Source organism: Herbaspirillum sp. ST 5-3 (genome assembly GCF_004804275.1).
Classification (GTDB): Bacteria; Pseudomonadota; Gammaproteobacteria; order Burkholderiales; family Burkholderiaceae_D; genus Noviherbaspirillum.
Map to the genome: position 1 here is coordinate 214,420 of NZ_STGI01000002.1, position 24,840 is coordinate 239,259.

23 protein-coding genes and 1 tRNA gene are annotated in these 24,840 nt (G+C 59.1%); 14 read left to right on the plus strand and 10 right to left on the minus strand.

Translation table 11 applies throughout. The annotated features are described in order from the left end of the window. The 8 genes from E6W33_RS04625 to E6W33_RS04665 all read left to right on the plus strand — a co-directional run bounded on the left by E6W33_RS04625 (window position 1) and on the right by E6W33_RS04665 (window position 10,677). Window positions 1–4,851, plus strand: a complete 4,851-nt coding sequence (locus E6W33_RS04625) for a phage tail length tape measure family protein (protein WP_247869522.1) — start codon at window positions 1–3, stop codon at window positions 4,849–4,851. Then, window positions 4,848–6,449 carry a hypothetical protein gene (locus tag E6W33_RS04630; RefSeq protein ID WP_136414836.1) on the plus strand — a complete coding sequence of 534 codons (1,602 nt, stop codon included), beginning with the start codon at window positions 4,848–4,850 and terminating at the stop codon, window positions 6,447–6,449. Before E6W33_RS04625 ends, E6W33_RS04630 begins: the two co-directional genes overlap by 4 nt. 1 nt (window position 6,450) lies before the next feature. Beyond that, window positions 6,451–7,320 (plus strand): hypothetical protein, encoded by an 870-nt coding sequence (locus E6W33_RS04635; RefSeq protein ID WP_136414838.1) that lies wholly within the window; start codon window positions 6,451–6,453, stop codon window positions 7,318–7,320. Window positions 7,321–7,329: 9 nt separating this feature from the next. Continuing rightward, window positions 7,330–7,941 carry a hypothetical protein gene (locus tag E6W33_RS04640; protein ID WP_136414840.1) on the plus strand — a complete coding sequence of 204 codons (612 nt, stop codon included), beginning with the start codon at window positions 7,330–7,332 and terminating at the stop codon, window positions 7,939–7,941. Beyond that, the gene (locus E6W33_RS04645; RefSeq protein ID WP_136414842.1) at window positions 7,941–9,200 is read left to right on the plus strand and encodes a sialidase family protein; all 1,260 of its coding nucleotides are present in this window, start codon (window positions 7,941–7,943) and stop codon (window positions 9,198–9,200) included. The genes E6W33_RS04640 and E6W33_RS04645 overlap by 1 nt, the downstream gene beginning before the upstream one ends. 2 nt (window positions 9,201–9,202) lie before the next feature. Further along, entirely contained in the window at window positions 9,203–9,499 is a 297-nt protein-coding gene (locus E6W33_RS04650) for a hypothetical protein (protein ID WP_136414844.1), read from the plus strand. After that, a complete protein-coding gene (locus E6W33_RS04655; protein ID WP_136414846.1) occupies window positions 9,456–10,001 on the plus strand; it encodes a hypothetical protein in 546 nt (181 codons plus the stop codon). The genes E6W33_RS04650 and E6W33_RS04655 overlap by 44 nt, the downstream gene beginning before the upstream one ends. A gap of 244 nt (window positions 10,002–10,245) precedes the next feature. Further along, window positions 10,246–10,677, plus strand: a complete 432-nt coding sequence (locus E6W33_RS04665) for a hypothetical protein (protein WP_136414848.1) — start codon at window positions 10,246–10,248, stop codon at window positions 10,675–10,677. Window positions 10,678–10,922: 245 nt separating this feature from the next. On the opposite strand, the gene E6W33_RS04670 is transcribed toward E6W33_RS04665, so the two are convergent. Next, window positions 10,923–10,998 (minus strand) — tRNA-Asn (locus E6W33_RS04670). 194 nt (window positions 10,999–11,192) lie between these two features. Here E6W33_RS04670 and E6W33_RS04675 point away from each other — a divergent pair. After that, entirely contained in the window at window positions 11,193–11,438 is a 246-nt protein-coding gene (locus E6W33_RS04675; protein ID WP_136414850.1) for a hypothetical protein, read from the plus strand. Window positions 11,439–11,875: 437 nt separating this feature from the next. Beyond that, window positions 11,876–12,034: a hypothetical protein gene (locus E6W33_RS26935; RefSeq protein WP_168798528.1), complete on the plus strand. Its 159-nt coding sequence runs from the start codon at window positions 11,876–11,878 to the stop codon at window positions 12,032–12,034. A gap of 15 nt (window positions 12,035–12,049) precedes the next feature. On the opposite strand, the gene E6W33_RS04680 is transcribed toward E6W33_RS26935, so the two are convergent. The 5 genes from E6W33_RS04680 to E6W33_RS04700 all read right to left on the minus strand — a co-directional run bounded on the left by E6W33_RS04680 (window position 12,050) and on the right by E6W33_RS04700 (window position 18,104). Further along, window positions 12,050–12,511, minus strand: a complete 462-nt coding sequence (locus E6W33_RS04680; protein ID WP_136414852.1) for a nuclease-like protein — start codon at window positions 12,509–12,511, stop codon at window positions 12,050–12,052. Window positions 12,512–12,585: 74 nt separating this feature from the next. Then, window positions 12,586–13,197, minus strand: coding sequence for a hypothetical protein (locus tag E6W33_RS04685; RefSeq protein ID WP_136414854.1), 612 nt, complete (start codon window positions 13,195–13,197; stop codon window positions 12,586–12,588). A gap of 78 nt (window positions 13,198–13,275) precedes the next feature. Further along, window positions 13,276–15,756: an EAL domain-containing protein gene (locus E6W33_RS04690; protein WP_348983148.1), complete on the minus strand. Its 2,481-nt coding sequence runs from the start codon at window positions 15,754–15,756 to the stop codon at window positions 13,276–13,278. Between the two features lie 108 nt (window positions 15,757–15,864). Beyond that, entirely contained in the window at window positions 15,865–16,473 is a 609-nt protein-coding gene (locus tag E6W33_RS04695; protein ID WP_136414856.1) for a HAMP domain-containing sensor histidine kinase, read from the minus strand. 2 nt (window positions 16,474–16,475) lie between these two features. Next, the gene (locus E6W33_RS04700; protein ID WP_136414858.1) at window positions 16,476–18,104 is read right to left on the minus strand and encodes a response regulator; all 1,629 of its coding nucleotides are present in this window, start codon (window positions 18,102–18,104) and stop codon (window positions 16,476–16,478) included. Window positions 18,105–18,351: 247 nt separating this feature from the next. On the opposite strand from E6W33_RS04700, the gene E6W33_RS04705 reads away from it, so the two are divergent. Next, window positions 18,352–19,335, plus strand: a complete 984-nt coding sequence (locus E6W33_RS04705) for an HD domain-containing phosphohydrolase (RefSeq protein WP_136414860.1) — start codon at window positions 18,352–18,354, stop codon at window positions 19,333–19,335. 207 nt (window positions 19,336–19,542) lie between these two features. After that, window positions 19,543–20,457 (plus strand): hypothetical protein, encoded by a 915-nt coding sequence (locus E6W33_RS04710; protein WP_211097234.1) that lies wholly within the window; start codon window positions 19,543–19,545, stop codon window positions 20,455–20,457. 29 nt (window positions 20,458–20,486) lie between these two features. On the opposite strand, the gene E6W33_RS04715 is transcribed toward E6W33_RS04710, so the two are convergent. The 3 genes from E6W33_RS04715 to E6W33_RS04725 all read right to left on the minus strand — a co-directional run bounded on the left by E6W33_RS04715 (window position 20,487) and on the right by E6W33_RS04725 (window position 21,483). Continuing rightward, a complete protein-coding gene (locus E6W33_RS04715; RefSeq protein WP_136414862.1) occupies window positions 20,487–20,690 on the minus strand; it encodes a hypothetical protein in 204 nt (67 codons plus the stop codon). A gap of 70 nt (window positions 20,691–20,760) precedes the next feature. Further along, window positions 20,761–21,204, minus strand: coding sequence for a hypothetical protein (locus E6W33_RS04720; protein ID WP_136414864.1), 444 nt, complete (start codon window positions 21,202–21,204; stop codon window positions 20,761–20,763). A gap of 27 nt (window positions 21,205–21,231) precedes the next feature. After that, entirely contained in the window at window positions 21,232–21,483 is a 252-nt protein-coding gene (locus tag E6W33_RS04725; RefSeq protein WP_136414866.1) for a hypothetical protein, read from the minus strand. Window positions 21,484–21,659: 176 nt separating this feature from the next. Between E6W33_RS04725 and E6W33_RS26940 the strand changes: the two genes are divergently transcribed. After that, entirely contained in the window at window positions 21,660–21,797 is a 138-nt protein-coding gene (locus tag E6W33_RS26940; protein WP_168798529.1) for a hypothetical protein, read from the plus strand. A 3-nt stretch (window positions 21,798–21,800) separates the two neighbouring features. Here E6W33_RS26940 and E6W33_RS04730 read toward each other — a convergent pair whose 3' ends face one another. Next, window positions 21,801–22,697 carry a YihY/virulence factor BrkB family protein gene (locus E6W33_RS04730; protein ID WP_136414868.1) on the minus strand — a complete coding sequence of 299 codons (897 nt, stop codon included), beginning with the start codon at window positions 22,695–22,697 and terminating at the stop codon, window positions 21,801–21,803. Between the two features lie 842 nt (window positions 22,698–23,539). On the opposite strand from E6W33_RS04730, the gene E6W33_RS04740 reads away from it, so the two are divergent. Beyond that, on the plus strand, window positions 23,540–24,790 hold the full coding sequence (locus tag E6W33_RS04740) for a hypothetical protein (RefSeq protein WP_136414872.1): 1,251 nt from the start codon (window positions 23,540–23,542) through the stop codon (window positions 24,788–24,790). The last annotated feature ends 50 nt before the right edge of the window (window positions 24,791–24,840 follow it).

Below are 24,840 nucleotides of genomic sequence, written 5' to 3' on the forward strand. Positions count from 1 at the left end.
ATGACTGGCAATTTCTCGCGCATGCCCGGCTCGCTCATGGTGCTGGCCGAGCGCATGGGTAATCTGCATTCGCTGCTGAGCCCGACTAACCTGGGGATCGTCGCCATTGGCGTTGGCGTCATTGGCATGGCGGCAGCCATCGCGCACGGCCATGAAGAGATGGTCGCGATGAACAATGCACTGGCAGTCACCAGCAATTATGCGGGAATGACCCGCGCCAGCATTGATGCGCTGGCGGAGACGATGACCAGGACAAAGGAAGTCACGATCGGGCACGCCAAGCAGATCGTGACCGAGCTGGTCGCATCGGGGCGGATCGGGCAGCAATCGATCGCACAGGTCGCCCAGCTGGCCAGCGACTTTGCGAAAGCGACCGGTCGGGACATCGAGAAGATCACCCCGGAACTCATCAAGCTATTTTCCGACCCCGCCAAGGGCGCCGAGGAACTGAACAAGTCGATGCACTTCCTGACGGTGACGGACCAGGAGCACATCGTCACTCTGGAGCGCCTGGGCCGCACGCAGGAAGCGCAGCAAGTGCTGGCGGAGAAACTCACGCAACACATGCCCAAGCAGGCGGAAAATGTCGCCTTGCTGGAAAGGTCATGGCGTGGCTGGGCCGGAGCGATCGCTGAGGTGGTCGATTCGATTGGCAAGCTGGGCAAGACGGATACCACTGCGGACCTGTTGAAGAAAAACCAGCATCTGATTGAAGTGCTGGAGGCCGGTAACACTTGGGGCGTTAACGACAAACAGATCGAGCGCCTAAAACAAGCGAACATGGCGCTGATGGACAAGTACAAGGCCGAGCAGCAGGATGTCAAGGCGAGCGCCGACGCTGCAGCGGCAAATCAGCTCCAGGCGCAATCCTGGGATGCCGTTAAAAAGGCGTCGCAGCTCTACCATGCCCAGGAGCTGCAGGACCAGATGAAGCTGATCCAGCAATTGAAGCCTGAGACAGCCGATCAGGCCGCCGCGAAGCTGGATGCGGAGCGGCGTGTGGCCAAGGAAATCCAGGATCTCTATCGCTCGATGGGCGCCGAGGGCCGCCAGCTCGCCCAGCAGCGCGCAGCGTCGGAGGAGCAGCTGGAGCAGATCCGGATCAAGTCTGAAGAGGATCAGATCAAGACAGAGCTGGACCTGGGCAAGATCACCAAGGAACAGTTCGACCTCAAGATGGTGAACGTTAAACTTGAGGAGAACGCCGCCAAGCAGGAGTATGAGCACCAGGTCCTGCGCATCGGCGGCCTGTCGAAGGTAGAAGAGCAGGCACATAAGCTCCGGCTAAATCAGCTCCAGGAGGAGTGGAACTTCATTGAACAGGCTGGCGTCAACAAGCAGGCGGTCAAGGAGAAAGAAGCTTACGACGAGATCGTCAAGGCGGTCATTGATACCGGCAATGCGGAACTCAAGCGCCTGAACGACGCAATCCGCGCCCAGAAGGAACACAACGCCGAGATCGGCCTGACGGCCGAGGGCAAGGCGGCGGTCAAGCGCGCCATCGAGGATGAAACGGCAGCACAGCTGCAGAGCGACGCGGCCTTTCTGCAGTCGCTGCTCGATGAACAGCAGTTCGATGAAAAATCCCGCGCCGTCTACGAGATGCGCCTCAAGCTGCTGCAGGACGAGATCGCCAAGCGGCGCGAACTGGCGGGACTGATGGGCCAGGCGAGCGTGCTGGAGGCCGAGGCCAAGACCGCTGCTGAAGCAAAGAAGCTGGCAACCGACGTCGGCAATTCCCTGTCAGACGCGATCGTCAATGGCGGCGAGCACTCCGCCCAACGCCTGCGCAGCATCTTCGGGCGCCTGGTGTTAAATCCGATTGTGCAGCCGATCGGCGCCGCTTTGGGCAGCATGGTGTCCAATGTGGTTTATGGAAGCAATGGGATGTCCACAATTGGCACGCTCGGCAGTGCAGGGTCAAATCTATATAGCGCAGCAGCTGGCATGACTTCGATGGGGAACACTGCCGCTCAGCTCTATCAGTACGGATCAACGGCGCTCGCGGGAGGAACTGCTGCTGTCTCCACGGGCGCTGCTGGAACTGGATGGGTTTCTGCGGAAGGTGGAGCGTCTTACCTGTCAACCGGAGCGTCATCAGTCGGTTCAGCATTCAGTACCGCTGTTCCGTACCTTGCCGCAGCCTATGCGATTTACTCGATCGCCAAGTCGCTTGATCACTCAGGCACGTACCATACCGGCGCGCTCGCTGAGTACAGTGCTGCTGGTGGCCTCCTGACGGGTTCAAACGGTACGCACGCAGGGCCGCGAGCAGGAGACACGAACTATGGGACTGGCTTTGGTGGCGTCGATTTCTCTCAGCAGACCGCTGATTTCGTTGGCGGCATCAGCAAATCGATCGTCGGCATTCTCGATTCCACGGCAGCGACGTTCGGCAAGACGGCAGGCTACACGGCTGCGACCGCGTTCGCTGACGACACATCGAAGGATGGCGCTTGGGGCGCGCTCCTGATCTCAAAGCTCGGCGAGAAGATCGTCGATTGGCAAGACGCGCGAAACAGCTCATGGGCGCCGCGCGAGTTCGGTGACGGTGAAGCTGGTCGCACTCAGTACCTTGCCGAGTTGAGCAAGTCAGTTCGCACGGCTCTTGATGACATTGGCCTGCCAGGTTGGGCGCAATCGATGCTCGATAGCCTGGGCGACGCGCCGGCATTGACGGACCTGGCCGCAGTCGTGGACAAGGTCAATGCGATACAACATGCCCTTGTCGGCATGGGTGATGTGATTGCCGGATTCTCCAATTTGAGCGATGACGCCACATCCGCGCTGATTGCAGCGTCGGGCGGTGCCGACTCCTTCATCTCCGGGATGAATGCCTTTTATAACGACTATACGAACGAGGCTGAAAAAGTCGCAAACCTGTCATCGCAGGTGAGCGCTGCTCTGGCCGCCGTCGGCCTTGAAATGCCCACGACGCGCGATGGATTGCGGGCATTATTCGAGGCTCAGTTATCGCTTGGCGAAGCGGGGGCGCCTGCAGTCGCCGCGATCTTGCGTGTGCAGGGAGCATTTGGAACGGTTGCGGATTATTCGAAGCAGATGGCCGATCAGGCGATAGCGGATGCGCAGCGCCGAGCGGATGAAAGCAACCGCCTGGCGCAAGAAGAACAGCGCATCGCAAGCCAACGCACTGACCTTGAACTCCGCCTCATGGAGCTTTCGGGCGACGCGGCCGGCGCCCTTGCTATTCAGCGCCAGCGTGAACTAGCCGCCATGGACGATGCACTGCAGCCGCTTCAACAGCGCATCAATGCACTCGAAGACCTTGCGAATGCTGAGCAATCCGCCTTGTCCACATTCCAGGACTTCATGTCGGGCATCAACTCGACCCTCGATTCTTCACGGTCCGCCCTTCAGGCATCGTGGGACGATCTGAAGCGGCGTGCCGGCGCCGGCGACGCGGCGCGGCAAGTGCTGCAGCAGGCATATGACCGCGAGTCAGCAGAAAACGCACGGCGTATTGCAACCGCCGATACGGCGCGGCAGGCACTGGATGCGGCCTATAAGGAGCAGGCCGATGTCTTCCAAAAAACCATCGACCAGTTCGACACGTTCGCAAAGTCCTTGGCTGACTTCCGCACCCAGCTTGCCGTTGGCGATCTGTCGCCACTCTCTCCAGAGCAAAAGTATTTGCGATCCAAAGAGGAGTTTGAGCGCGTTGCTGCAGCTGCCCGTGCAGGTGACGTTGATGCAATTGGCCGGTTGCAAGGAGCAATCAGTACGTTCCGATCCGCGTCAATGCGGTACAACGCCAGCTCTGCCGGCTTTGTCTCGGATGCCGCGGCAACGGATGCAGTGCTGCAGGAAGTGCAGTCATTCGCAAAGTCAAAAGCAGATGATGGGCGTACCCAGTTGGAAGCGCTTAATCAGCAAGTCGTCGGCCTGCTGACTGCATCAAACAGTTCGGCGCTATCAGTGGCTGATGCGATTGCGAACCTTCGGTCTGCCTTGCCGGATGCCGAGGCGGCACAGCAGCGGCAAGCGACGATTGATCAAGAGGTTGCCGGATTGCTCGTTGCAGCTAACAATTCGGCGCTGTCCGTTGAAGACGCCATCGCGAACCTGCAATCTGTGCTGCCGGATGCTGAGGAGGCGCAGCGGGAACTGACCCTCCGTCAGAGTGAGGTCGAGGCGTTGCTCGGGCTGACAACCGGCGTTGGTGACCTGCAGACAACGATCGACAACTTCCGTAATGCACAAACAGCGGTTACCACGGCGAACTCGAATCAGTCGGCCATCGGCAGCATGTATCAAGACATCCTTGGGCACGGCGCTGATTCGGCGGGACTGGCAAGCTGGATGAACGTGCTGAATCACGGCGGGACGCTGGATCAAGTGCGGGCTGGCATCCAGAACAGCCCGGAGAAGGCCATCCAAGATCTGTACAGGTCTATCCTCGGTCGGGCCGGATCAGCGGATGAAGTTCATGCATGGCAAATGCGCTCCCTTGGCGGAACGTCGATCGACGATATCCGCAATGCGTTCCTGAACTCGGACGAATACCTGCGCAATCATTCGCACATGGATGGCGGTGTCGCATCTGGATGGTCGCTCGTCGGTGAAGAAGGACCGGAGCTGATCAACTTCACTAATCCAGCGCGGGTCTACACCGCAAGCCAGACGCGTGCAGCGCTTTCTGATGGTGAGAGTGACCAGGCCGCGCGGGAAACATCTGCAGCGATCAGGCGCAACACCGAGGTCGTGGAGCGCCAAAATGAATTGCTCGAACAGCTCGTATTGGAAGTGAGGACCGGGACGGAATCGGGGCATATTGACATCCGCGATCTCAAGCAGCATTTGTCCTACGTAGTCTCCAAGGTGGCAGCATGAACGAACAAATAATGCTCGTCGAAATCGACGGCTACAACAAGGCGACAGGGCTCGAAGAGACTCTGCGTTTTTGTGACGGGCTGGCATACCGGCTACGGCCGACCGAGACGCCGGCCAATGCGTTGTACCGACCGTTCGTGTTGGATCCGGGGTGGTGCCGCGTTGACGTATTTTCAAAGCCAGGGCAATACAGCCACGTGACGCCGGGCGAAGTCATCTTGCAAGACATGAGCGGCTCGCTCGGTGCACAGCTGATCAACTATGCATTCGACGGCCGCCGCATCGTCATGCGGATCGGCGATCGCGGCGCAGCCTATCCTGTCGGGTTCGTGACGGTCATTAACGGCACGCTCGATGGGCAGCCCACATTCAACTGGGACCGGATCATCTTTCGACCGGCCGATCTCACTGCCGCGATGCGCAAGCCGCTGCAGACCGAGCGGTACGCCGGGGATAACGTGCTGCCGAATGGTGTGGAAGGCGTCGACGACTTGAAGGGGCGGGTCAAACCGATCGTGCTTGCCCTGGCATCGAACATGACGCCGCAGCTGGTCAATACCTCGAAGTTGATCTATCACGTGTCGATCCCGGTCGGTACGGCGGCCGTCTCTGTGTCGGCGGGTCGGGACAAAGGCGTGCCTCTTGTCGCCGGCGCGGCCTATGTGTCGATCGCGGATATGCTGACCAACGCACCGGCAGCGGGGCAATACCGAGTCCTGTCAAATGCCGTCGATGGGTGCTATGTCCGCCTGGGAAGCTCGCCAGCCGGCGCTTTCACGCTTGATGCCGCGTACGGCACGGCGACCGACCGGACCCATGCTCAAGTCTGGCGCCGCATTCTGCTCTATGCCGGTGTAGCACCGGAAGCGATTTCGGACGCCGACGTCGCGGCGCTCGACGCTGCACTGCCTGCTGAGATCGAATTTGCCGTCTTCGACGAAACCACGGTCGACGCGGTATTGACTGACGTGGCCACCAGCGCCGGATCCGGATGGATTGGCGACGAGCTCGGCATCTACAGGATCACGCAGTGGTCCGCGCCGGCCGGCACGCCGGTGGCCACGCTGTCGACACCGAGAATGGATTCGATGGGAATTGCCGATCCGGTCGGAAACGGCGACGTGGCGCCAGCCTATCTGGTCACCGTGCAATGGGGCCGGAACTGGACCGTGCAGCCGGATTCTGCACTCGGCGGGGACAAGACGAGCGTAAGCGACCCGGTACGCGCACCTGGTGGTCGCGCCGGCATTGCTGCACGCGCGTGGCTTGCCGTTGAGACAAGGACAGTCACGGCGAGAGATCTGAGTGTGCAGACCGCGCACAAGAATGCGGTGGAACTCGCGCTCACATCCCTTATCGCCGACCAGGCGGCCGCGCAAAGCTTCGCCAACGCGCAGTTGGCGTTGTACGGCGTTGACCGGCACATGACCCAGCTGTCGCAATGGCTGTCGCCGGCGCAGATCGACGTGATCCGACCAGGCGTCGTAGTAACGGTGAAAGAGACCCGCTGGGCATATGACGCCGGACGCATGATGCGGGTCGCCGGCGTCAAGATCGATCGCGGTACCGGCAAAACCGAATTGAACTGCTGGGGCTGATATGGCAAATCCAAGTTTTTGTTATCCGAACTGGACACTTCCCACAGCGACCGTGACGCCGACGATTACCGGACCGGGCTGGGTTGATCTCGATCTGCTTCAGGGCGACGTCTTGTCCGAGATGGCGCGCAGCGACAGCGTTGATCCTGCATTGACCAAGGTCGTCATCGACATGGGGGCGATGCGCAACATCCGCGTGCTCGCGATTCCGCTGCATAACGCCAAGCTCGGCGACGCTGCAAAGATGCGGCTGGCCACGGACGTCGACTTTAACGATGTCACGCTCGACACGGGATGGAAGCAATTCTTCGGTGAGACCTATCCGTTCGGCTCACTGCAGTGGGGCGCCGAGGAATGGTTGACTGGACAGTTGAGTGTGGAGCGCGCTACCGGAAAAAGGCCACCCTGGATGCACGTTGAACAGTCAGACGTCTATGGCCGGTATCTTGAGGTGAGTCTGGATTTTAGCGGCAATGCGGACGGCTTCGCCGACCTCGGACAGATCATCGCATCACCGGCCGTTTCACCCATCTATAACCGCTCCTATGGGGCGAATCCGCCGTTTCTGAGAGATCCATCGACGAAGACCAGGACAAGAGCCGGCACGCAGTTCGCTGACAAAAAGCAATCGTACCTGATGACCAGGATGCAGTTCGACTGGCTCGGAGAGAACGAGCTATATGGTGGCTTTTTTGAGATGGTGCAGGAGTATGGAATCACCAAACCGATGTTCTTCATCTGGGATGCCGATGCGCCGGCGGGCTTGCTCGCAAAGCAAAGCTTTATGGCCACGGTAGAGAACATCAGCGACCCGGTGCATCCGAGTTACGGCCGTTACTCGCTGCAGATAGAAGTTGCACAAGCTTTTTAGGGAGAGATCGTGTCATTCACATTTACGATTAACGGGCACACCTATACCAGCGACCCGGCCAATGTCGATGTGCCGGACGGCTATCGATTCATCGGCTATGGCTACATATCGGCACTGGGCAACCTGGGCGCCGATCTTGCCACCGTGGCCGCGCAAGTACTGCTGTCTGCCGGATCGGCCACAAACAGCGCACAGGCAGCAAATGACAGCGCCATAACTGCCACCGGCGCGGCTGACGTGGCGACGGACAAGGCGGCAGAGGCATCGGCAAGCCTTGCGGCGACACAGGTGCTGGCGGATTCCGTCGCGGGGATGAGCAGCGTCTTGCTATCGGATCACATCTATTTCAACACCACGACGGCCGTCAACAAGGCCGTGGCCAACCGCGAACGTTGCAAGGTGACGGCCGCGTGTACGATCACGGCGCCAGCGGCGCCAGCAGACAACGACGAATTCGTATTGCTGATCCCTGCAGGTGTCACCGGTGTCGTGATCGCCCGCAACGGATCGAACATTGACAGCGTCGCCGACGACTTCACGTTGGATGTTGCGAGCGCGACGGATTATTACGTGACGGTCACGTACTTTGGCCCCGCTGTGGGCTGGGAGGTAATTTTCTAATGCAAAAACTTAGCTCAAAACTCAGCCTGTACCCGGCAATCGGCGACTTCAAAGACTTCGGTGATCATTGGGAAAGCCTGATCATCGAGAACGGGCAACACTGGCTCAAGCTGGGCGCGGCCATTCTTGATGATGGGACTTATGCACAGGCGCGTGCCCTTCCTCGGTTGAACCCGATCGTATCGGCGTACGCATTGCCGAACGTCGGAACTGCGGTGCGCGGAATCACGCTCGCAAACGGAAACATCGTTACCGGTGTCAGTGCAACTGGCGGAAAGACAATCAACGTCTCTACGGATGGTGGGGCGACATGGGCGAACAAGACCGTTACAGGTAGTACGACGCATAATGAGGTGACGGAACTTGCGACAGCTGGTACGACGGTCGTCGCAACGTGCGACTACAATGCGACTGCGACAAACCGGTTCATGCACTCGACCGATAGTGGTGTGACGTGGAACTCGACTGGGCCGAGCGAAACAGCGTCTTGGGATGGATTAGCATGCAAGCCGGACGGGTCGTTGTGGGTCGCCGCAAAGTCACTGGCAGGCACGCTCGGATTTTCCCGGACGTCGCCCGACGGCGTGGCGTGGACTGACCGCACGCCGGCAGGGCTCACCAGTGTTACGTCGATCAGCCGCATCCGCTGGTCGGCGCTGATGGATACGTTTATCGGCAGTGGGGGCGGTAGCAGCTCGAAATTTTTCACGACATCAGACGGCATTAACTTTACCGACATTACGCCGGCGGGCGTGTCCGCTGCGGTGTTTTATGATCTGTTCGAAGTTGGTAGTGTCATGTACATGCCCGGAGCACGTACGCTGACCGGCGGCACGTCGCAGCCTGGTTACTGGAAATCTACCGACAACGGCGCAACCTGGACGTTTACGACATACGCCACCATCGCCGCTCTCGCAAACTATGCCTCAGCGTGGGAGATGCGGTATCTCGGCGGTATGTTCTATTTCATGTCGACCGGTAACAACGTGTTCCCCGTCTTTGTTACGTCGGCTGACCTCATCACGTTCTCGTCGCCGAAGCCGGCCTATACGGGAATATCGACGGCCTACCGATCGTTCGTCATCCAATCGTCATTCAAGTGCGGAAATCGGCTTGCGATCGGCATGACGAACGGAGGGCAGATCTACGACTTGCCGTTGGCATCACAGTATGTCGGTGCGCCGTCGTACACTCAGAGCCCGACGTCTAACTCGACCCTGTTGCAGCAGCAGTTCGGCAAATTCGTGAGGATCAAATGACCATGAGCACACCGATCATCATTACCAGCCTGCCGGGACCAACAAACGATACGGCTGTTCCTCGGAGCGTCACGATGCGGCAAGCCCGGCGGGCTCTGTTTGCTGCGGGTCTTTACGACAGCGTCGATGCAGCCATTGCGGCCATTGAGGATCCGTCGACGCGCAAGGCTGCGCAAATTGAATGGGAATACTCGCAAGAGGTGCATCGAGATAAGGATCTGGTGCAGATGCTCGCGCCTGCTCTTGGTCTTGACGATGCAGCTCTGGATCAGTTGTTTATCACTGCCTCGAGGCTCTGAAATGAAGATTGCCTTCTACAAGGGCCGCACGCGGCTTTTCAATCGCTTCGTCAGCTGGTGGACCAGCGGACCATATTCGCACGTGGAAGCGGTTTTTGACGGCTTCCAAAGCTTGGATGCGCCAGTCTTATGTGCGTCGTCCTCATTCATGGACGGTGGTGTACGGATGAAAATGATCGAACTCACGCCGGCTCATTGGGACATTCTCGATATCCCCGCCATCGACAGCACCCAGGTGTGCGAGTGGTTTCATAAGCATGTCGGGTGTCGCTATGACCTGGTCGGTTTGCTATCGACTTCGTGCCCGATCAAGCAGGATCGGGACCGCTTCTTCTGCAACGAAGCGATCGGAACGGCGAGCGGCCTGCGCGATGCCTGGCGCTTTAACCCGAACAGCTTTGCCCGAATCTGTGAGCTGCTTGGCGGTGTATGGGTCCAGGGCGGTCCGAACGGCGAATCCCATGCGTGCCTGGCGTCGGCACGTTTGGCCGGAACACATTAGGCGTTAAACGAGAGCGACGGTAACGGTGCGGCCTTCGAGGACTTTCAGATGGGGCAGGTTGACATCCTGTGCAGGTAGGCGGTGGTAACAAGGTTGTGGCGCGTAACGAGCTGATCATCGACAGCTGGAACCGGGAAGTTGAACCGGACGGGCTTTTTTAGGGGCAGAGCCGAGACAACTGCGCTTGGACTGGTATTTTTGACAGTCCCAATCTTCCCGGACTACCCTAAAATATGATTGCTGTATGGCAATATTTGTTATCAACAATCTTTTTGCGGAGGTAGATGTGGATGATCTTCTGAAGGCCATTGGGGTCGTAATCCTCTTGATTCTGGCTTGGCTTTTCTTTCAAAGCTACGGTTTTGCCAAAGACCATCATATTGAGACAGGGGTGGTATTCAATGCGGCAATTTTCTTGGCTGTCTCAACGGGAGTTGCAATTTGGGTGGCATCTCAATTCGGGATCACCGAGGGCTTTTGCATATGGCTAATTCTGAGCTGGGTGGCGGTCTGCCCGGTGTTGGCAGCAATTGCCGAGGTCAATCCTACGGGATTCAGTCTAAGCATCGGCGGAGGAGACCCGGCTTGGTATGGAGTTTGGTGGTTCAGGTGGGGCGTTGGCTTCGGGCTGGTCGCTTTGAGTGGATACCTACTGCATCGCAAACACGCGTATTGATCGATGTGGTATTCCGATGCAGTGATAGGAAGCCCTCCTTGTGAGGGCTTTTCTTTGAGCAATTCAGACGGGGCGCAGTGCCAAATCTCCTACAGATTTCCCGCCGCAATGCGTGCCAAATTCTACGCAAATCGGTGCCAAAATGCGCGCCGCGTTACAGATGTGCGGGCGCCTTCACCTTGGGCAATCTTGCGCAATAAGCAAAAGAAAAAGGGCTTGCGTTCTCACGCAAGCCCTTGCATTTCTGGCTCCCCGACCTGGACTCGAACCAGGGACCTGCGGATTAACAGTCCGTCGCTCTACCGACTGAGCTATCAGGGAAAGGAGGCCGAATTTTAGTGGTTCGTCACTGAAATGTCTAGAGGGCGCGTTTTTTGTATTCAAGGCAACATGCGCCCGGCAAACCTGGTTTGTCTGCCCAATGCTTGATCCTTCTCGCTATCAATGCGCCCAGACGCGATAGTGTCATGTTTGTAAAGATTACCGATCATGGCCTGAACTCTGAGGAGAGGGATATGTCTCGCAGCATTCTTTCCATCGAAGAAATCAATCATCTGATCCGCGCGGAAATGCGCAAGCACGAGCAGTGCGCCAAGGTTTCCCTCAAAACCATTTATTGGCATGAACCGGACTCAACTGGTTGCAATTGGGATGCGAACATGTGGGAGGGCGATGTGGCCGATGCGCTTGCGTGCAAGGAGCAGATTATCGAGGCAGTCAAGGACTTGCGAGCGCGCTACAACATTCCGAAGCCGGAGTGAGGCGGTCGATCGCCCACGTTGCAACTGCCGTCGCACGTAAAAACCACAATAAGTCCGACTAGCCGGTGAATGCTCCCGGCCGGCTTCGCTGTCCGCCCTTCAGCGGCGGAGCAAGGCTCTGAGCCAGGCAAATGCGAAAAACCGGCGTCCGAGACGAATCCTGGTGTGGAGCGATTTACCCATGATGACCTCCCATGCTTGAGATGCGCTTCCGCCTGGTTTATCGCAGGGTTGAACTGCCTCTCAATCGAAATTGTAGGAGCGGCATCCTTACGAGAAGATGACAAGCGCCGGCGGACGGCTTTGCCTCGCATCAAAAACAACACTGCAAGGCGGCTGGCCTGCATGGCACGAGGTTTGCATCGTTAGTGGCATAGGTGCCGCAGAAAAACAGAAGAAAACGCGCAATTCTTTTCTTTTGTTTTCGTGAGAAGCTCATGACCAAACCGACCAAAGAGCAAGTCCGCAAATGGCAGCAGGAACGCATCAAGTCGCATGCGCCGCCGCCTGACCCCATGCATATCCGGCGCGAGCTCGGGTGGGGCTCGCTTGAATTCCAGCACCCCAACGCGGGGAGATCGAACGCGCCCGGCTGACGGATCGAAGCAGGATCAGTGGGGGCGTACCGGGACGTCAAGTGGAATACCCCAGACGCCGATACCCTTGGCGCGCGCGATTCTTTCCATCGCTGTGTAGTGAAACGGCGCATCCGGCAGGGCGAGCGCCCAGCCGCGTTGCAGCATCCATTCGCTCAAGTCTTCGTCACCCGTCTTGCAGCTCGCCGTAATGCTGCCGTCGGCATTGACAGCGCGTTCCATGCAGTGGACGAAGTCGCCGGAGATCTTGAAGTCGAGCGCGAGCGCGGCGCGCGTTCCGCACGGTGTCGGGCGAATGAAGGTGTAGCAGGTGCGCTCGGTGGGCGGGATGTAAATGCCGTACAAGCGAATCAGGCGACCGTCGACGACCAGCGAGCCGTCGTCCTGCACGAATGCGAAGCTGGAAATGTCCGCTGCTGCCGGCGCAGGTGTGCCAATCACGGCACCGGCAAGCAGTGCGAACGCGATCTTTCTCAAGGATTTTCCTGTGTTCACATTGCGCCTTTGGCCGGCGGGATGACGAAACTCCTTTGCGCTGACAGCTTCGACAATCAACTGTAAGGTTTGGAGCCGATGTCGACGATGAACTCGGCGGCGCTGAGATAGCCTTCCGTCGGATTGATCGGCTGACGCTGAGGATCCCCGTGGTGCTCTTTCGCCAGTTCCGGCGCGATCTGCTCCAGCAGGTCCAGCGGGATGGATTCCGCACAGGATTCGACGAGGGCGAACAATTCGGGAGACAAGCCCTGGCCCTCCCGCACGCGCTGCGCAAGCGAGGCAAAGCGCGGACGCGCAACTTCCATCAGCGCCGCCCGCATGCGTGTGGATGACGGATTGGAGCGCGACGCTTCGGCAAGATCCGCATGATCGATAACAGGTATCGCCGCCACGCCGGTGCCAGGCCGGGCCAGCTTGAATGGATCAAAATCCGCCTCCAGCAGGTAGCTCAGGAATCGCTCGTGGAATTCGCTGTGCGTTACAGCATCCAGTGCGAGTGCATGGAAGGACGGTCCAGCCTCTTCGTTGTAGGCGCGTGCGCCCTTGCGTGCCAAGGCTTGAAGCCGTGACCAGTCGAAAGAGGAGGGCGCGCGTTCCCAGCTTTCCTGCAGGTCAATGAATTCGACGATCAGCCGGTTGATTTCGTCAGGGTCGTGTTGGGGCATGCTGCCTCCAAAATGCATTTGGCGCTTCCCGGATAAAAACGTTCCGGCACTTGTCTTGCCGAAATGAGGCGACGGCAGTCAGGCCGCCAGGAGCGACTCCAGCTGATCCGCCGGCACCGGCCGGCTGAACAGGTAGCCTTGGTACATGTTGCAATCATGGCGTGCGAGAAAGTTGCGCTGCTCTTCGGTTTCCACGCCCTCCGCAATGACCGCCAGTCCCAGGCTCTGGCCAAGCGTGACGATGGTGCGGGCGATCGCTGCGTCATTATCGTCGGTCAGCACATCTCTGACGAACGAACGATCGATCTTTATCTGATCCAGCGGGAGCAGCTTCAGGTAAGACAGCGACGAATACCCGGTGCCGAAATCGTCCAGGGAAAAACCGACCCCTCTGGCTTTCAGCTCCGTCATCTTGGCAATCGTCGCATTCACGTCATCAAGCAGGACGCTCTCGGTGAGTTCGAGCTTGAGTTGTCGCGGATTGGCGCCGCTGTTTTCCAGTGCGCCCAGTATTTGATCGACAAATTGTTCATGGCGGAACTGCCGCGGACTGACGTTGACTGCGATGCTCAAGCCGGCCATCGACGGCTGCGAGGACCAGGCGGCCAGTTGTTGGCAGGCGGTATTCAGCACCCACTGTCCCAAGGGCAGTATCAGCGCCGTCTCTTCCGAGAGGGCAATGAACCTGGACGGAAGCACCAGCCCGCGTGTGGGGTGCCGCCAGCGGATCAGCGCCTCGGTTCCGACCATGCGGCCGTCCTTGTCCATTTGCGGCTGGTAGTAGAGCATGAACTGGCCATCCCGCAATCCCTGCCGCAAGTCCGTTTCCAGCGTGGCCCGGGCGATGACGGCCGCTTGCATGTCCTGATTGAAAAAGCGCACAGTGTTGCGTCCGGAGGCTTTGGCTTGATACATGGCGAGATCCGCGCGTTTCAGCAACTCGCCCACCGTGTCGTTCCGGCCCTGGAAGAGCGCGACGCCGATGCTTGCCGCGCTGTGTTGCTCGACACCGTCGATCGAATAGGGCTGACGCAGACCATCAAGTATCTTTTCACACACTGCCTTGGTCTGGATGGCGACTTCACCGCGATGTTCGGGCAGGTCGGTCAGCATGATCACAAACTCGTCTCCGCCCAGCCGCGCCACGGTATCGCTTTCCCGCACGCAGGAGGAAAGGCGCCTGGCGACCTGTTGCAGCAGCAGGTCGCCTTTTTCATGGCCGAGGGTGTCGTTCAATGCCTTGAAATTGTCGAGGTCGATGAACAGCAGGGCGCCTGAGCAATGGCTGTGGGAGCTGGCCACCAGCGCTTGCCGCAAACGGTCCTGCAGCAACAGCCGGTTGGGCAATTCGGTCAGCGGATCATAGAAGGCGAGCTGCCAGACACCGTGTTCGGCCTCCTTGCGCTTGGTGATGTCGGTGTCGATTGCGAGAATCGATTGCGGCCGGCCATGGTCGTCCCTGACCAGGGTCCAGCGGCTCTCGACCACCAGCATGCTGCCGTCGTCGCGCCGTCGGGTGAATTCGCCACTCCACTCGCCTTCGGCCATTACCGTGTCGGTGGCTTCCGCGAAGACGGCGGCATCGTCATAGATGAGATTGTCGATCGATGCGCCAACCGCTTCGCTTGCCGCCCAGCCATACAGGCGTTCGGCGCTCTTGTTCCAGTAGAGGATACGGTGGTCCATGGCACGCACAATGATGGCGTCGCGCGCCTTGTCGAGCAAGGCGGCCTGATCGCGGATGCGCGCGTCCGCCTCGCGGCGTTCCTGCGCGGCAGCCGCGCGCGCGGACACCACCCTGAGTTTCTCTTCGGAAGACTCTTTTCTGGCAAGGATGCCGTAGGAAATATAGCTGGCGAAACACATGAGCGCGGTAGCGATAGTCAGCATGACGATCAACAGCAGATCGCCGATCCTGCGCGACGCATCTCCCATGCTGTACGAGAAGGCGTCTTCCAGCGGTGTAAGGCGATTGTTGATCTGCTTGATCCGCTCCAGTATCGGGCGCAGCGATGCATTGCTCGGGTTGCCGGAAAGGACGGCCGCATGCAGCATATCGGCCTCCGCCATGAGTAACGCAATGTATGCGTCGCCTTCTGCCCAGATCGAAATGGGGATGCGCATGAAGCTGAAGTTGCGAAGATTGCGAAACATCCTGATCATGCCGCCGATGTCGTCGGGATGATTTCGTCCTGCCAGAAAACCCTGCCGGGCGACGTCGAAATCGGGAGACGCCTTCTCCAGTTCCATTCGCGCCTTGTGATCGCCGAGCGGCACGCTGATTGCCGCCAGATAGCTTTGAAAATCGGCCGCGTCACGCGATTCGGCGTAGCGGTTCAGATGAAACACGGCTTCCTTCTGCGCCTTGGACCAGAGGCTTTCTCCTTCCACATAAGCGCGGCTTCCCGACAGGATATCCATGCTGAAGGCACTCAGTCCACCCAGCAAGGCAATGCCTGCCAGGAAGGGCCAGATCACTTTTATCCATCGCCAGGCAAAACCGGTCTTGGGGGACATGTTGATGTTGATGTTCGAATCACTGGTTCGATTGGAATTCAATTTGAATTGTTCCAGCCCGCGGCAGAATAGGTTGCGCAACAATACCGAGGGGATAAATCAGGTGAGGTTGGCGCTTTGAGATCTCACTGCGCCGATGGGGGGCGTGCTTCAGGGAACGCGCAGCTGGAATTCGGCGCCCCCATCGGGATGATCGAAAAGCGATACGCTTCCGCTCTTGTCACCCTTGCGATGCGCTTGCGCAATAGCGCGGCACAACTCCATGCCCAGCCCGGTCGAGGGCTTTTCCTCTTTGGAACCCAGGCCTGTTCCATCGTCGCGGATGCTGAATACGAGATAGCCGGCATCGTCCTTCATGCAGCCGACGTCGATCTGCCTGCACGCAAACCGGGTGGCGTTCTGCAAAGCCGCTTCCAGCGCGAGGCCGATCAGGTTCTCGTCGAAGAAACCGAGCACCGGCATGTTGCTCGGATTGACCGATATGCCTACCTCGCGTCTTGGATTGGGGTGGTTGCGGACCAGTCCGTTGAGGAAATCCTCCGGATTGACGGCATCGATGCGCGCGTTCAAGCCTTGCGAGGCGGCCTTGTACAGTGTGAGGAATCCGATCAGCTTGTCCTGCAGCGAGGCGCAGGTCTCGTGCGCGAGCAGCGCCTGTTCGCGTGTCGGGTTCATGGTCATGTCGTGCAGCTCGCCTTCAAGAACGCCGAGAGCGTTCTTGATGTCGTGGATGATCACGGCGGCGAGCTTGATATCCATGATTACTCTTTCTTCGCGGTGCGGCTGAGCGTCTCGCGCAGGAAGCGATACATCTTCGCCACGCGCTCGTTGCCCGGCATGAGCACATCGAGTTTGGAGAGGAAGTTGTTGACCTTCGCCACGTAATCGAGATTCAGACCCTTCTGGCTCATCCACAGCAGATGCAATTGCGCCGCGGCGAGCAGCACGCCGGTATTTTCCGGCATGGCGGCGAGGGCTTCGTCGAGCTTGGCCAGCGATTCGTCGAATTGCGCCTTGCGCATCAACGCGTTTGCCTCGGCCACGATGGAAGTGACTTCACTGAGTGCATGATCGACAACCTGGCTCGCCAGTTCTTCCTTGCCGGTGTCTTTCAGGACCTTGCGCGCGAGCGAAACCAGCCGGTTGTTTTCGTGGTCGGCCATCACCGCTTTCTTCAGGATCTCCGCGCCTTCGTCATCGCGCCCTATGGAGAATGCCGCTTTCGCCAGCGCCAGCGCAGAAGTATCGGCCTTGGTGCTGTCCACCAGGCTTTTTGCGAGCGCAAAGGCTTTTTCGGCTTCGATGCCGTTGCCCAACTTGATGTGTGCCTGGGCTTGCACCGCGGCTTGCGTTGCGGCGAATGCGTTGGATTCGATGTAGTGCTTCGGCGCGCTCGACAGAACCTGCAATGCTTGTGCCGCTTCCCCTGCGTCCACATGCACCTGCGCCAGCGATAGCATGTCCGAGGGCTGCGCGGTGAGCGAGCCTTTGGTATGCGTCAGCGCGCGGCTGAAAGCCGTCTTTGCTTTTTCCAGGTCCCCGGTGCGATAAGCGATGTCGCCCACCATACGGCTGCGTCGCGCCGACGGAATGACGTCGTACGATTGGTTCAGCGCTTCCAGCGCTTCCTGTTCATTGCCCTGGCTTTCCGCGACCTTGGCCAGCAGATCGTATGCCGGGATGTACTTGGCGTTACTGGCCAGCACCTCTTGCGCCGCCGCTTTCGCGTCGTCGAGCTTGCCGGCGATCTGATGGCAGGTGGCGATGCCGAGCCTGGCCCAGACCAGATCGTCACGCATCGCCAGCGCCTGCGAATAGACAGTGTGCGCTTCTTCCGGCTTGCTCAACTCCAGCAGGGCGGCGCCTTTGATCTTCAGGATATCGAGCGCCCACTTCGGCGCAGCCTGCAGCATCTTGTCGCATTCGGCCACGGCACCCGCGGTGTCCTTGAGTTTGAGGCGGCCGACAATAGTGCGCAGGGCGTTCTGCTTGTCCAGCAGGCGCTCGATGCGTTCAAGCAGCTTGGCGCCGGTGAGCGGCTTGACCATGTAGGCATCCGGCTGGAATTCGGCTGCGCTGGCGACGAGGTCATAGGCGGCCTCGGCCGTCACCATGATGAACATCGTGGCGGGGGACAGCAGGTTCTGGGAGCGAAGAAATTCCAGCAGTTGCTGACCGTTGGTTTCCCGGTTCAGGTTGTAATCGCAAACGATGATGTCGTAACCGCTTTTGCGGATGTAGCTGATTGCCTCGTCGGGCGTTCCCGCCTGGTCGACCAGGCCGATGCCCAATTGACCGAGCTGGTTGCGGATGTTTTGGCGCATGGTCGCCATGTCATCGACAACGAGGGCGCGCAGATTGGCAAGTCGCAGATTGGTAATCGTGGCCATATAAATGCAAGGGGTTACACGGACTTCATGCTAAGTCTAACGTCATATTGTTGCTGGATGGAAATAAATTTGATGTGCACAGGAAAATTCTTGCCGTGTTTGTGGTATTTATTGATGCTAGGAAAACACTCATTTGAACGCGGCGCATGACGCAGGCCGGCGGCGTTGACTGTTTGTTATCAGGCAGAAGAATGGTCGACGCCGGCGAGCCCCGCCGCTTCGCATACTCAAGCAACAGGGAACGCATATGGTTCAGCAACCCACGAACGAATCAGATCTTGAAACAGGCGGGCACCACGCAGGGACACTGTCAGTCCTGCACCTGATCAACAGGGCGCACAAACGCCTTGAGCACCTCCTGTTCAATCTGGAAGGCGAATCCGATGTGCAGGCCAGCGTGGTTGACATTGCCAGGGCGCTGACCCATGCAACCGATCTGAATCCGAATATTGCGCTTGCCTGCATCCTGCTCAATCAGGAAGAGGGCAGCTACGCTGTACGCCATTGCATCGACAGCGCGGTGGTGGCCTTGCTGGTGGCGCGCGCGCTGCAAAAAGGGCCGGCGGAAACGCTGACCATCATGGCCGCCGCGCTCACCATGAATGTCGGCATGCTGCCCAGCCAGGAGCAATTGCAGAGCCGTCTGAACGCGATTTCCGACCAGGAACTCGCGCTCATTCACAATCATCCTCAGCAAGGCGTCGACATGCTGGCGCGGGCCGGTGTCGCCGACCCCGACTGGCTGAGCTATGTGCTCGCGCACCACGAGAATGAAGACGGCAGTGGCTACCCTCTGCGCAAGACCGGTGACGAAATTCCGTTCAATGCAAAAATCATTTCGCTCGCCGATCGCTATTGCGCCCGCGTTTCCTCGCGCAGCTACCGCAAATCGCTGCTGCCCAATGAAGCGCTCAGCGACATCCTGCTGGCCGACCACGACAGTGTCGATCCCATGCTCACGACCTGCTTCATCGGCGTGCTCGGAATCTATCCGACCGGCGCCATCGTGCGCCTTGCCAATGGCGAAATTGGCGTTGTCGCCGGCAAGGGCGGCAGTCCCACCACACCCGTCGTGCATGCGCTGATCGGACCGCAAGGCGCGCCGCTGTCGGCGCCCATCAAGCGCGATACGGCGAATGCTCAATACACCGTGCGGGAAATGCTGAGCGAAGAGCGCGCCGGTGTGCGTTTCAGCATGCAGCAGGTATGGGGCGACGAAGCACGCCCGTAACCGGCGACCAAGCCGTCTCGCTGCCTCCGCGCCGTCTTCCGCCTGAAACTCCGGCCGGGCGGAGCCGCCGTGCTCAGGATGCATGAGAGAGATCAATTCGCATCGGCGCAAGTGCGAAGATGATTGATGACATGCATTTCGATTGCAATGTTTCTTCTCTCTCGATCGGCGGTCCGCACCGCCGCCCGGGTTTCAAGGAGAGTTGGCATGGCCAGGCAAATCGCACTGATCACTCTGCACGGCATGGGCGAGACGGTCGACAACTACTACGATACCCTGCGGGGCAAGCTGTTTGCGAAGCTGGACAACACAGCGAACAAGGTTGCTTTCCAGGCCGTCAACTATCAGAACCTCCTGCAGCCGAACGAGCAGGCCGTCTGGGAACGCATGGACAAGGGTGATCTGCGCTGGGATGACCTGCGCCGTTTCCTGTTGTTCGGATTTGCCGATGCCGCCGGACTCGAGACCAACAAGGAGGACGAGGGCTCTGTCTATGAGGGCGCGCAACTCGATATCGCGCGCAAGATGTGGGCCGCGCGGCAGGAAATGGGCGGCGACGGCCCGCTGCTCGTGATTGCGCAATCGCTCGGCGGCCAGGTGTTCTCCTGCTATATCTACGATGCGCAGCGCGCGGCGGCAGGCCAGACGCGCCATGCCGGCATCTGGAAGGACATCGACAGCTTCGCGGCAAGGATCACCGGTTCGGACAAAGCCCTGACGGCGGCGGAAAAGTCATTCCTGCGCGGCTCGACGCTGGTCGGACTGATGACCACCGGCTGCAATATTCCGATCTTCGTGGCGGCGCACAAGCGCTTGAATATTCGCGCGATCGACCGGCCGAACAACCAGTTCAAATGGCTGAATGTCTACGACAAGCATGACGCCCTTGGATGGCCCCTGCGGCCGCTGGAGGGTGGATATGAAGACCTGGTGGAGGACCGGCAAGTCAATGTCGGCGAAGGGCTTCTCGATTGGCTGAAGAGCTTTACGCCGATGTCGCATACCGCCTATTGGGAGGATGAAAACGTGGTGGCGGCGCTGGCGCGCATGATCATGCAGGGACTGCTGCATCCGGTTACACATAGTGTCGCGCCCGTCACAACACCTGCACAGCCGCACTGAACATCACTCGCAAGATGTATCGGCGGACGTCACGCATCGCGGGCTGAATCCGCCTCGGGCATGCCAAGATCGATTCCTCCGGGATCGGTGACCCTGCGCAGGGCGATGACATGGCCGACAAAGGGCTCCCGGTCCTGCCAGCCATTGTCGCGCGCCGGCACCAGCCAATATCCTTCTTCGTCATGGACCACCCAGTAGCGTGGATGACTGGTGTATTCATAAAGCGTCACCATCGGAATCTCCTTGCTTGCAAGCTTGCCATTCCCGGTTGCCGAGATGGGAAGACAAACTTGCATCGCCGCATTATTTCATGAAAAAAGAGAGCGGGAGTGTCATAATCAGCGACTCGAAAAATTGCGGTGAATCAATTACTCGATGCAAAAAGCAATACTCGGCGGGCTCACCGGAAGTCGCGCCATCTCGTTTTTCGCAGCCTTGACCGGCGTGCTTGGATTCATGTGTTCTCTGGCACTTGCCCTTCAAGTATTGCTCGCCCAGGGCAACCCTGGATTTCTCATCATCTGGCTGCTTGCAATGGCCGCCACCGCGGCATCCCTGCGCTTCGATCGCAAATGGCGCGAAACGTTTGGGCGAATCCATGCGATGAAGCCCGCAAGAACCGTTCACTCCGCACACCGGAAATGGACTCGCGATGCGGTAGATGTCGTGTTTCGCGACATACCCAGCACCTCGGTCGCCGCAGGACGGTAAGAGCAGCACGCGCAAGTGAATGCGTCCGGCACGCATCTGCGGAGGACGCCGGACAGCCGCAAGTCACGCCCACAACGCATCGCGGCATCGACGTTTTTCAGACCAAGGCACCAGCGCCGGCATGGCTTGCCGCTCACCGCTGAGCGCCGAAAAAACACCCTCAACATGCGGCGTTTGATTAGCGTCATCATCGCGTAACACGACGCCAGTATCATTTCTCCATCTGCTGTACATGCAACCGATATGCATGACTGCAGCCTGGCGTGCCTGATCGAAGCTATCGGACAGGCACGCCGCCCGCTCCTCGTTCATCATTCCTGATAACTGGTTCTCCGTGCCTGTCTCACTGCGCCGTCCCTGCTCATTCCCATCCTCGCCGCGGGCAGCGCTGTTGTTTTTCCGCCGGCTTGTGCCAGTCGTCACATCAGCTATCTCTAGACTTTCCTACAATCGTTTTCAAGAGCAGACATCTTTTTCACCGGGAGATCATCATGGGCAAAACCCTGCATGACCGTGTGCGCCTCAAAGGGCGGTACGCACTCTTCAATTTCAACCGCCTGCATGTGGCCGCACTTTGTGTATCGGCAGTCCTGGCGCTGCTTGTCGTTGGCGTCCAGGTACTTTATTGACCGCTAGGTTCTGAATGACGGCGGAGCCCCGTGAAGATCGTCTTCGCCGACGCGTTCGTACTCCGCAATGACCTGCGCCCCGAACAACAACAAGGTTGCTGCGATTTCCAGACTGAGAAGCACCACGATTGCCGTCGTCAGCGAGCCATAAACGACATTGACCTGCGACAGCGTGGCGAAATACCAGACAAGGACATGCCGCGTCAGTTCCCAGAGCAGGGCGGCGGTGACGCCACCTAACAGCGCGTGCCGCAGCGACAAGCGGCCAACGGGCATCACGAGATATACGGACGTGAGGACAAGAATCTCCCCTCCAAGTCCAAGCAGGTAAAGCAGCGTTCCCGAGACGCCACGCAGCGACCAGCTGTGGCCGAGCAAATCGACGCTTTCCTGTCCGATGGCCTGCAGGCTTCCAGAGACCAGTGTCACCAGCAGCAAGCCGACGCCCAGCGCAAGGATGTAGCAATACGGCAGCAATGCCGAGATCAGGAAATGGCGGCGGCGGATTGCGACGCGGTGAAAGAAGATGACCGACATCGCGTTTTCAAGCACGGTGAATGCGAGCGAGCTGAAAAAAAGCATGGTGGCGAGCAGCACCCAACCGATCACGTCACGATGCGTCATGAAGTTGGCCAGCTCGGCCACGATCGCTTTCGATTGCCCGGGCAGCAGCCACTCGAGGTAGCGCCCCAAGGTTTGCAAGAGTTCCGCTTGATCGATGACGTGCGACAAGGCTATCACCGTGACAATCAACAGCGGCACCATTGACAGCAGCGCGTAATAGGCGACCGCACCTGCGAGCAGCAGGCCTTGATTCGCGCGAAAACTCTTCAATGCCTTCAGGGCAAATGCGCCGGGATGTTGCAAAATCAGGCGTGCCCTCTGATCGATGATGTGCATGTTGACCTTGCGCGAACGACTCACGCTAGCAGAAAGTGGATTGGCCTCGTATTCCAGCTGGCGACTTGCAAGAAGCGTTCGCGCCTTCCTTGCGAGTCGTCAAAAAATGCAACTATGGAAACCGGACGCGAATCCGCGTCCTGAATTGCACGACTCTGCCTTGCGTCGGTGCCTACACCGACACTTCCTATTGTTTCCCGTCCTGCGCTTCGCATGTTTGTCATAGATAAAGCTCTGACTTGGCTGCAATCAATGCGCTCGCGCCTGGCTTCAAGACAATGTCTGAATGGAATGACGGTGTTGATCTGTATCGTTCGTTCCTGTCTTGAATTGGGGCGGTTTGCGGAAGGATGAGCAATGACAAGCAACAGCGCGTCCTCCCGCAAACCGCCCCGAATATTGCCTCGGCACCCCCATGCATTTCCGGAGTGCTGTGCGCAAGGAAGCACAGCCGATCCGGAGCATGAGGATTCATTGCCGAGGTGAAGCCATTGTCACGTATCGAAAATTGAAAGGTCAGCATGGATAAACTTTTGGCACGGAAGCGTCAACCTTCGTTGTTCCCCGAACATGGCGCGAAACCAGCGCTTTTTCATATTAGGCCGATTGTCGCAGCTCTGATTGCTGCCAGCGTGCTCTCAGCATGCGGCGGAGGTGGTTCAGGGTCCTCGACAACATCTCCGGCCACTGAAACAGGCAATACAGGAGGATCCCAGCCAGCCCCGACACCCTCTCCGTCGCCAAGTCCAAGTCCAGCGCCGACACCCGCTCCGGCACCTGCACCAGCTCCAACCCCCGCACCCGCACCCATCCCGACGCCACCGGCGCCGGTAAGCGCGTCCATGATCATGTCCTGTGTCGACGGTCCGAATTATCAATGCAGCGGTGGCAGCGTGATCCGCACGGATAATGGCGTCGCATTGACTAGTTCAGGTGTGCAGGTGTACGGAAACTCCACCAGCGATCTGGCAACGCCCAATCCGAGTCCTACGACCGCCATCGGCCTGACACCTGCGTCCGGCGGCGTGGCCGAGTTCCGGCTTGCCAAGGATGCGAACAGCACCGTGTCGAACCCGGCGATCCTGCTGAGCAATCTGGGGCTATCCTGGGACGGCAAGGTCGAGCGTCCCTTGATCATCGAAACATTCCGTACTACGCAAGGCCGTGTCCAGCTTGGCGGAACAGGCGCCATCACCTCGGTAGCGCTGCCAGCCAGTTCGGATCTCGGCTTCTACAACTTTTCGACGCTGGGCGCAGCCGGCACGCAAGTCAACTACGCGAATAACGTGTATTTCCCGCGTACGATCGCATCGCGTTGCCCGGCTGACCTGAATCCCTGCCCGACCACCGAAACGAGCGGCGTCCAGATTAAAGCAGGCGATTGGCGCACCGGCGGCAGCGACTTCGACTGGCTGGCCGCCACCCGCTTCCATGAGGACGGCGACGTCCATGCCGGCGACGGCGTGCCGAATGCTACCGGCAGCGGTGTTCCGTTTCCCGGCTCGAAGGGCTATCGTGGCGTCGCGGGCTGGAGTTCGCAATATGCCAACCTCGGTACCTGGGAAACGCAGGATACGGTGCTGATGGGAGAGTGGGGTGCCGCATCGGGCGCCGAACACAACACCAAGCGTCGCGGCGTGGTGTCTTTCGGCTCGGTTACCGATCCGGCGACGGTGCCGACGACGGGCACTGCAAGCTACAAAGGCATCGTGTATGGCTGGTACGCCTCGAACAAGACGGAGGAGCCGCCCGTATTCCGTGGTGATGCAACCATCACGGTGGATTTCGCGACGCGCCAGGTCACGATCGCATTCCAGAACACGAAGACCTTCGATGCCGCCGGAAACACCGTGCCGCTGGCCTTTACGGCAAATGCAGCGATGGGCGCCGCGGGAGCGAGCGTGGCCAATTACCTGACTGCGCCGACGACGGCGGGTACGCTGGCCGGCGGCATCAGCGGCCGCTATTACGGCCCGGTGGTATCGACCGGTACCGGTGGAACAGGTCCTGCGGAAATCGGCGGCGCATTCCAGCTGTCGAATGCAACGACGGGTGCCACGGCGATCGGCGGATTCATCGCGCTGAAACGCTGAGCGGGAGTACTTGGCAGGCCAGGCTGTGGCTATCGCGGTCTGGCTGAAGA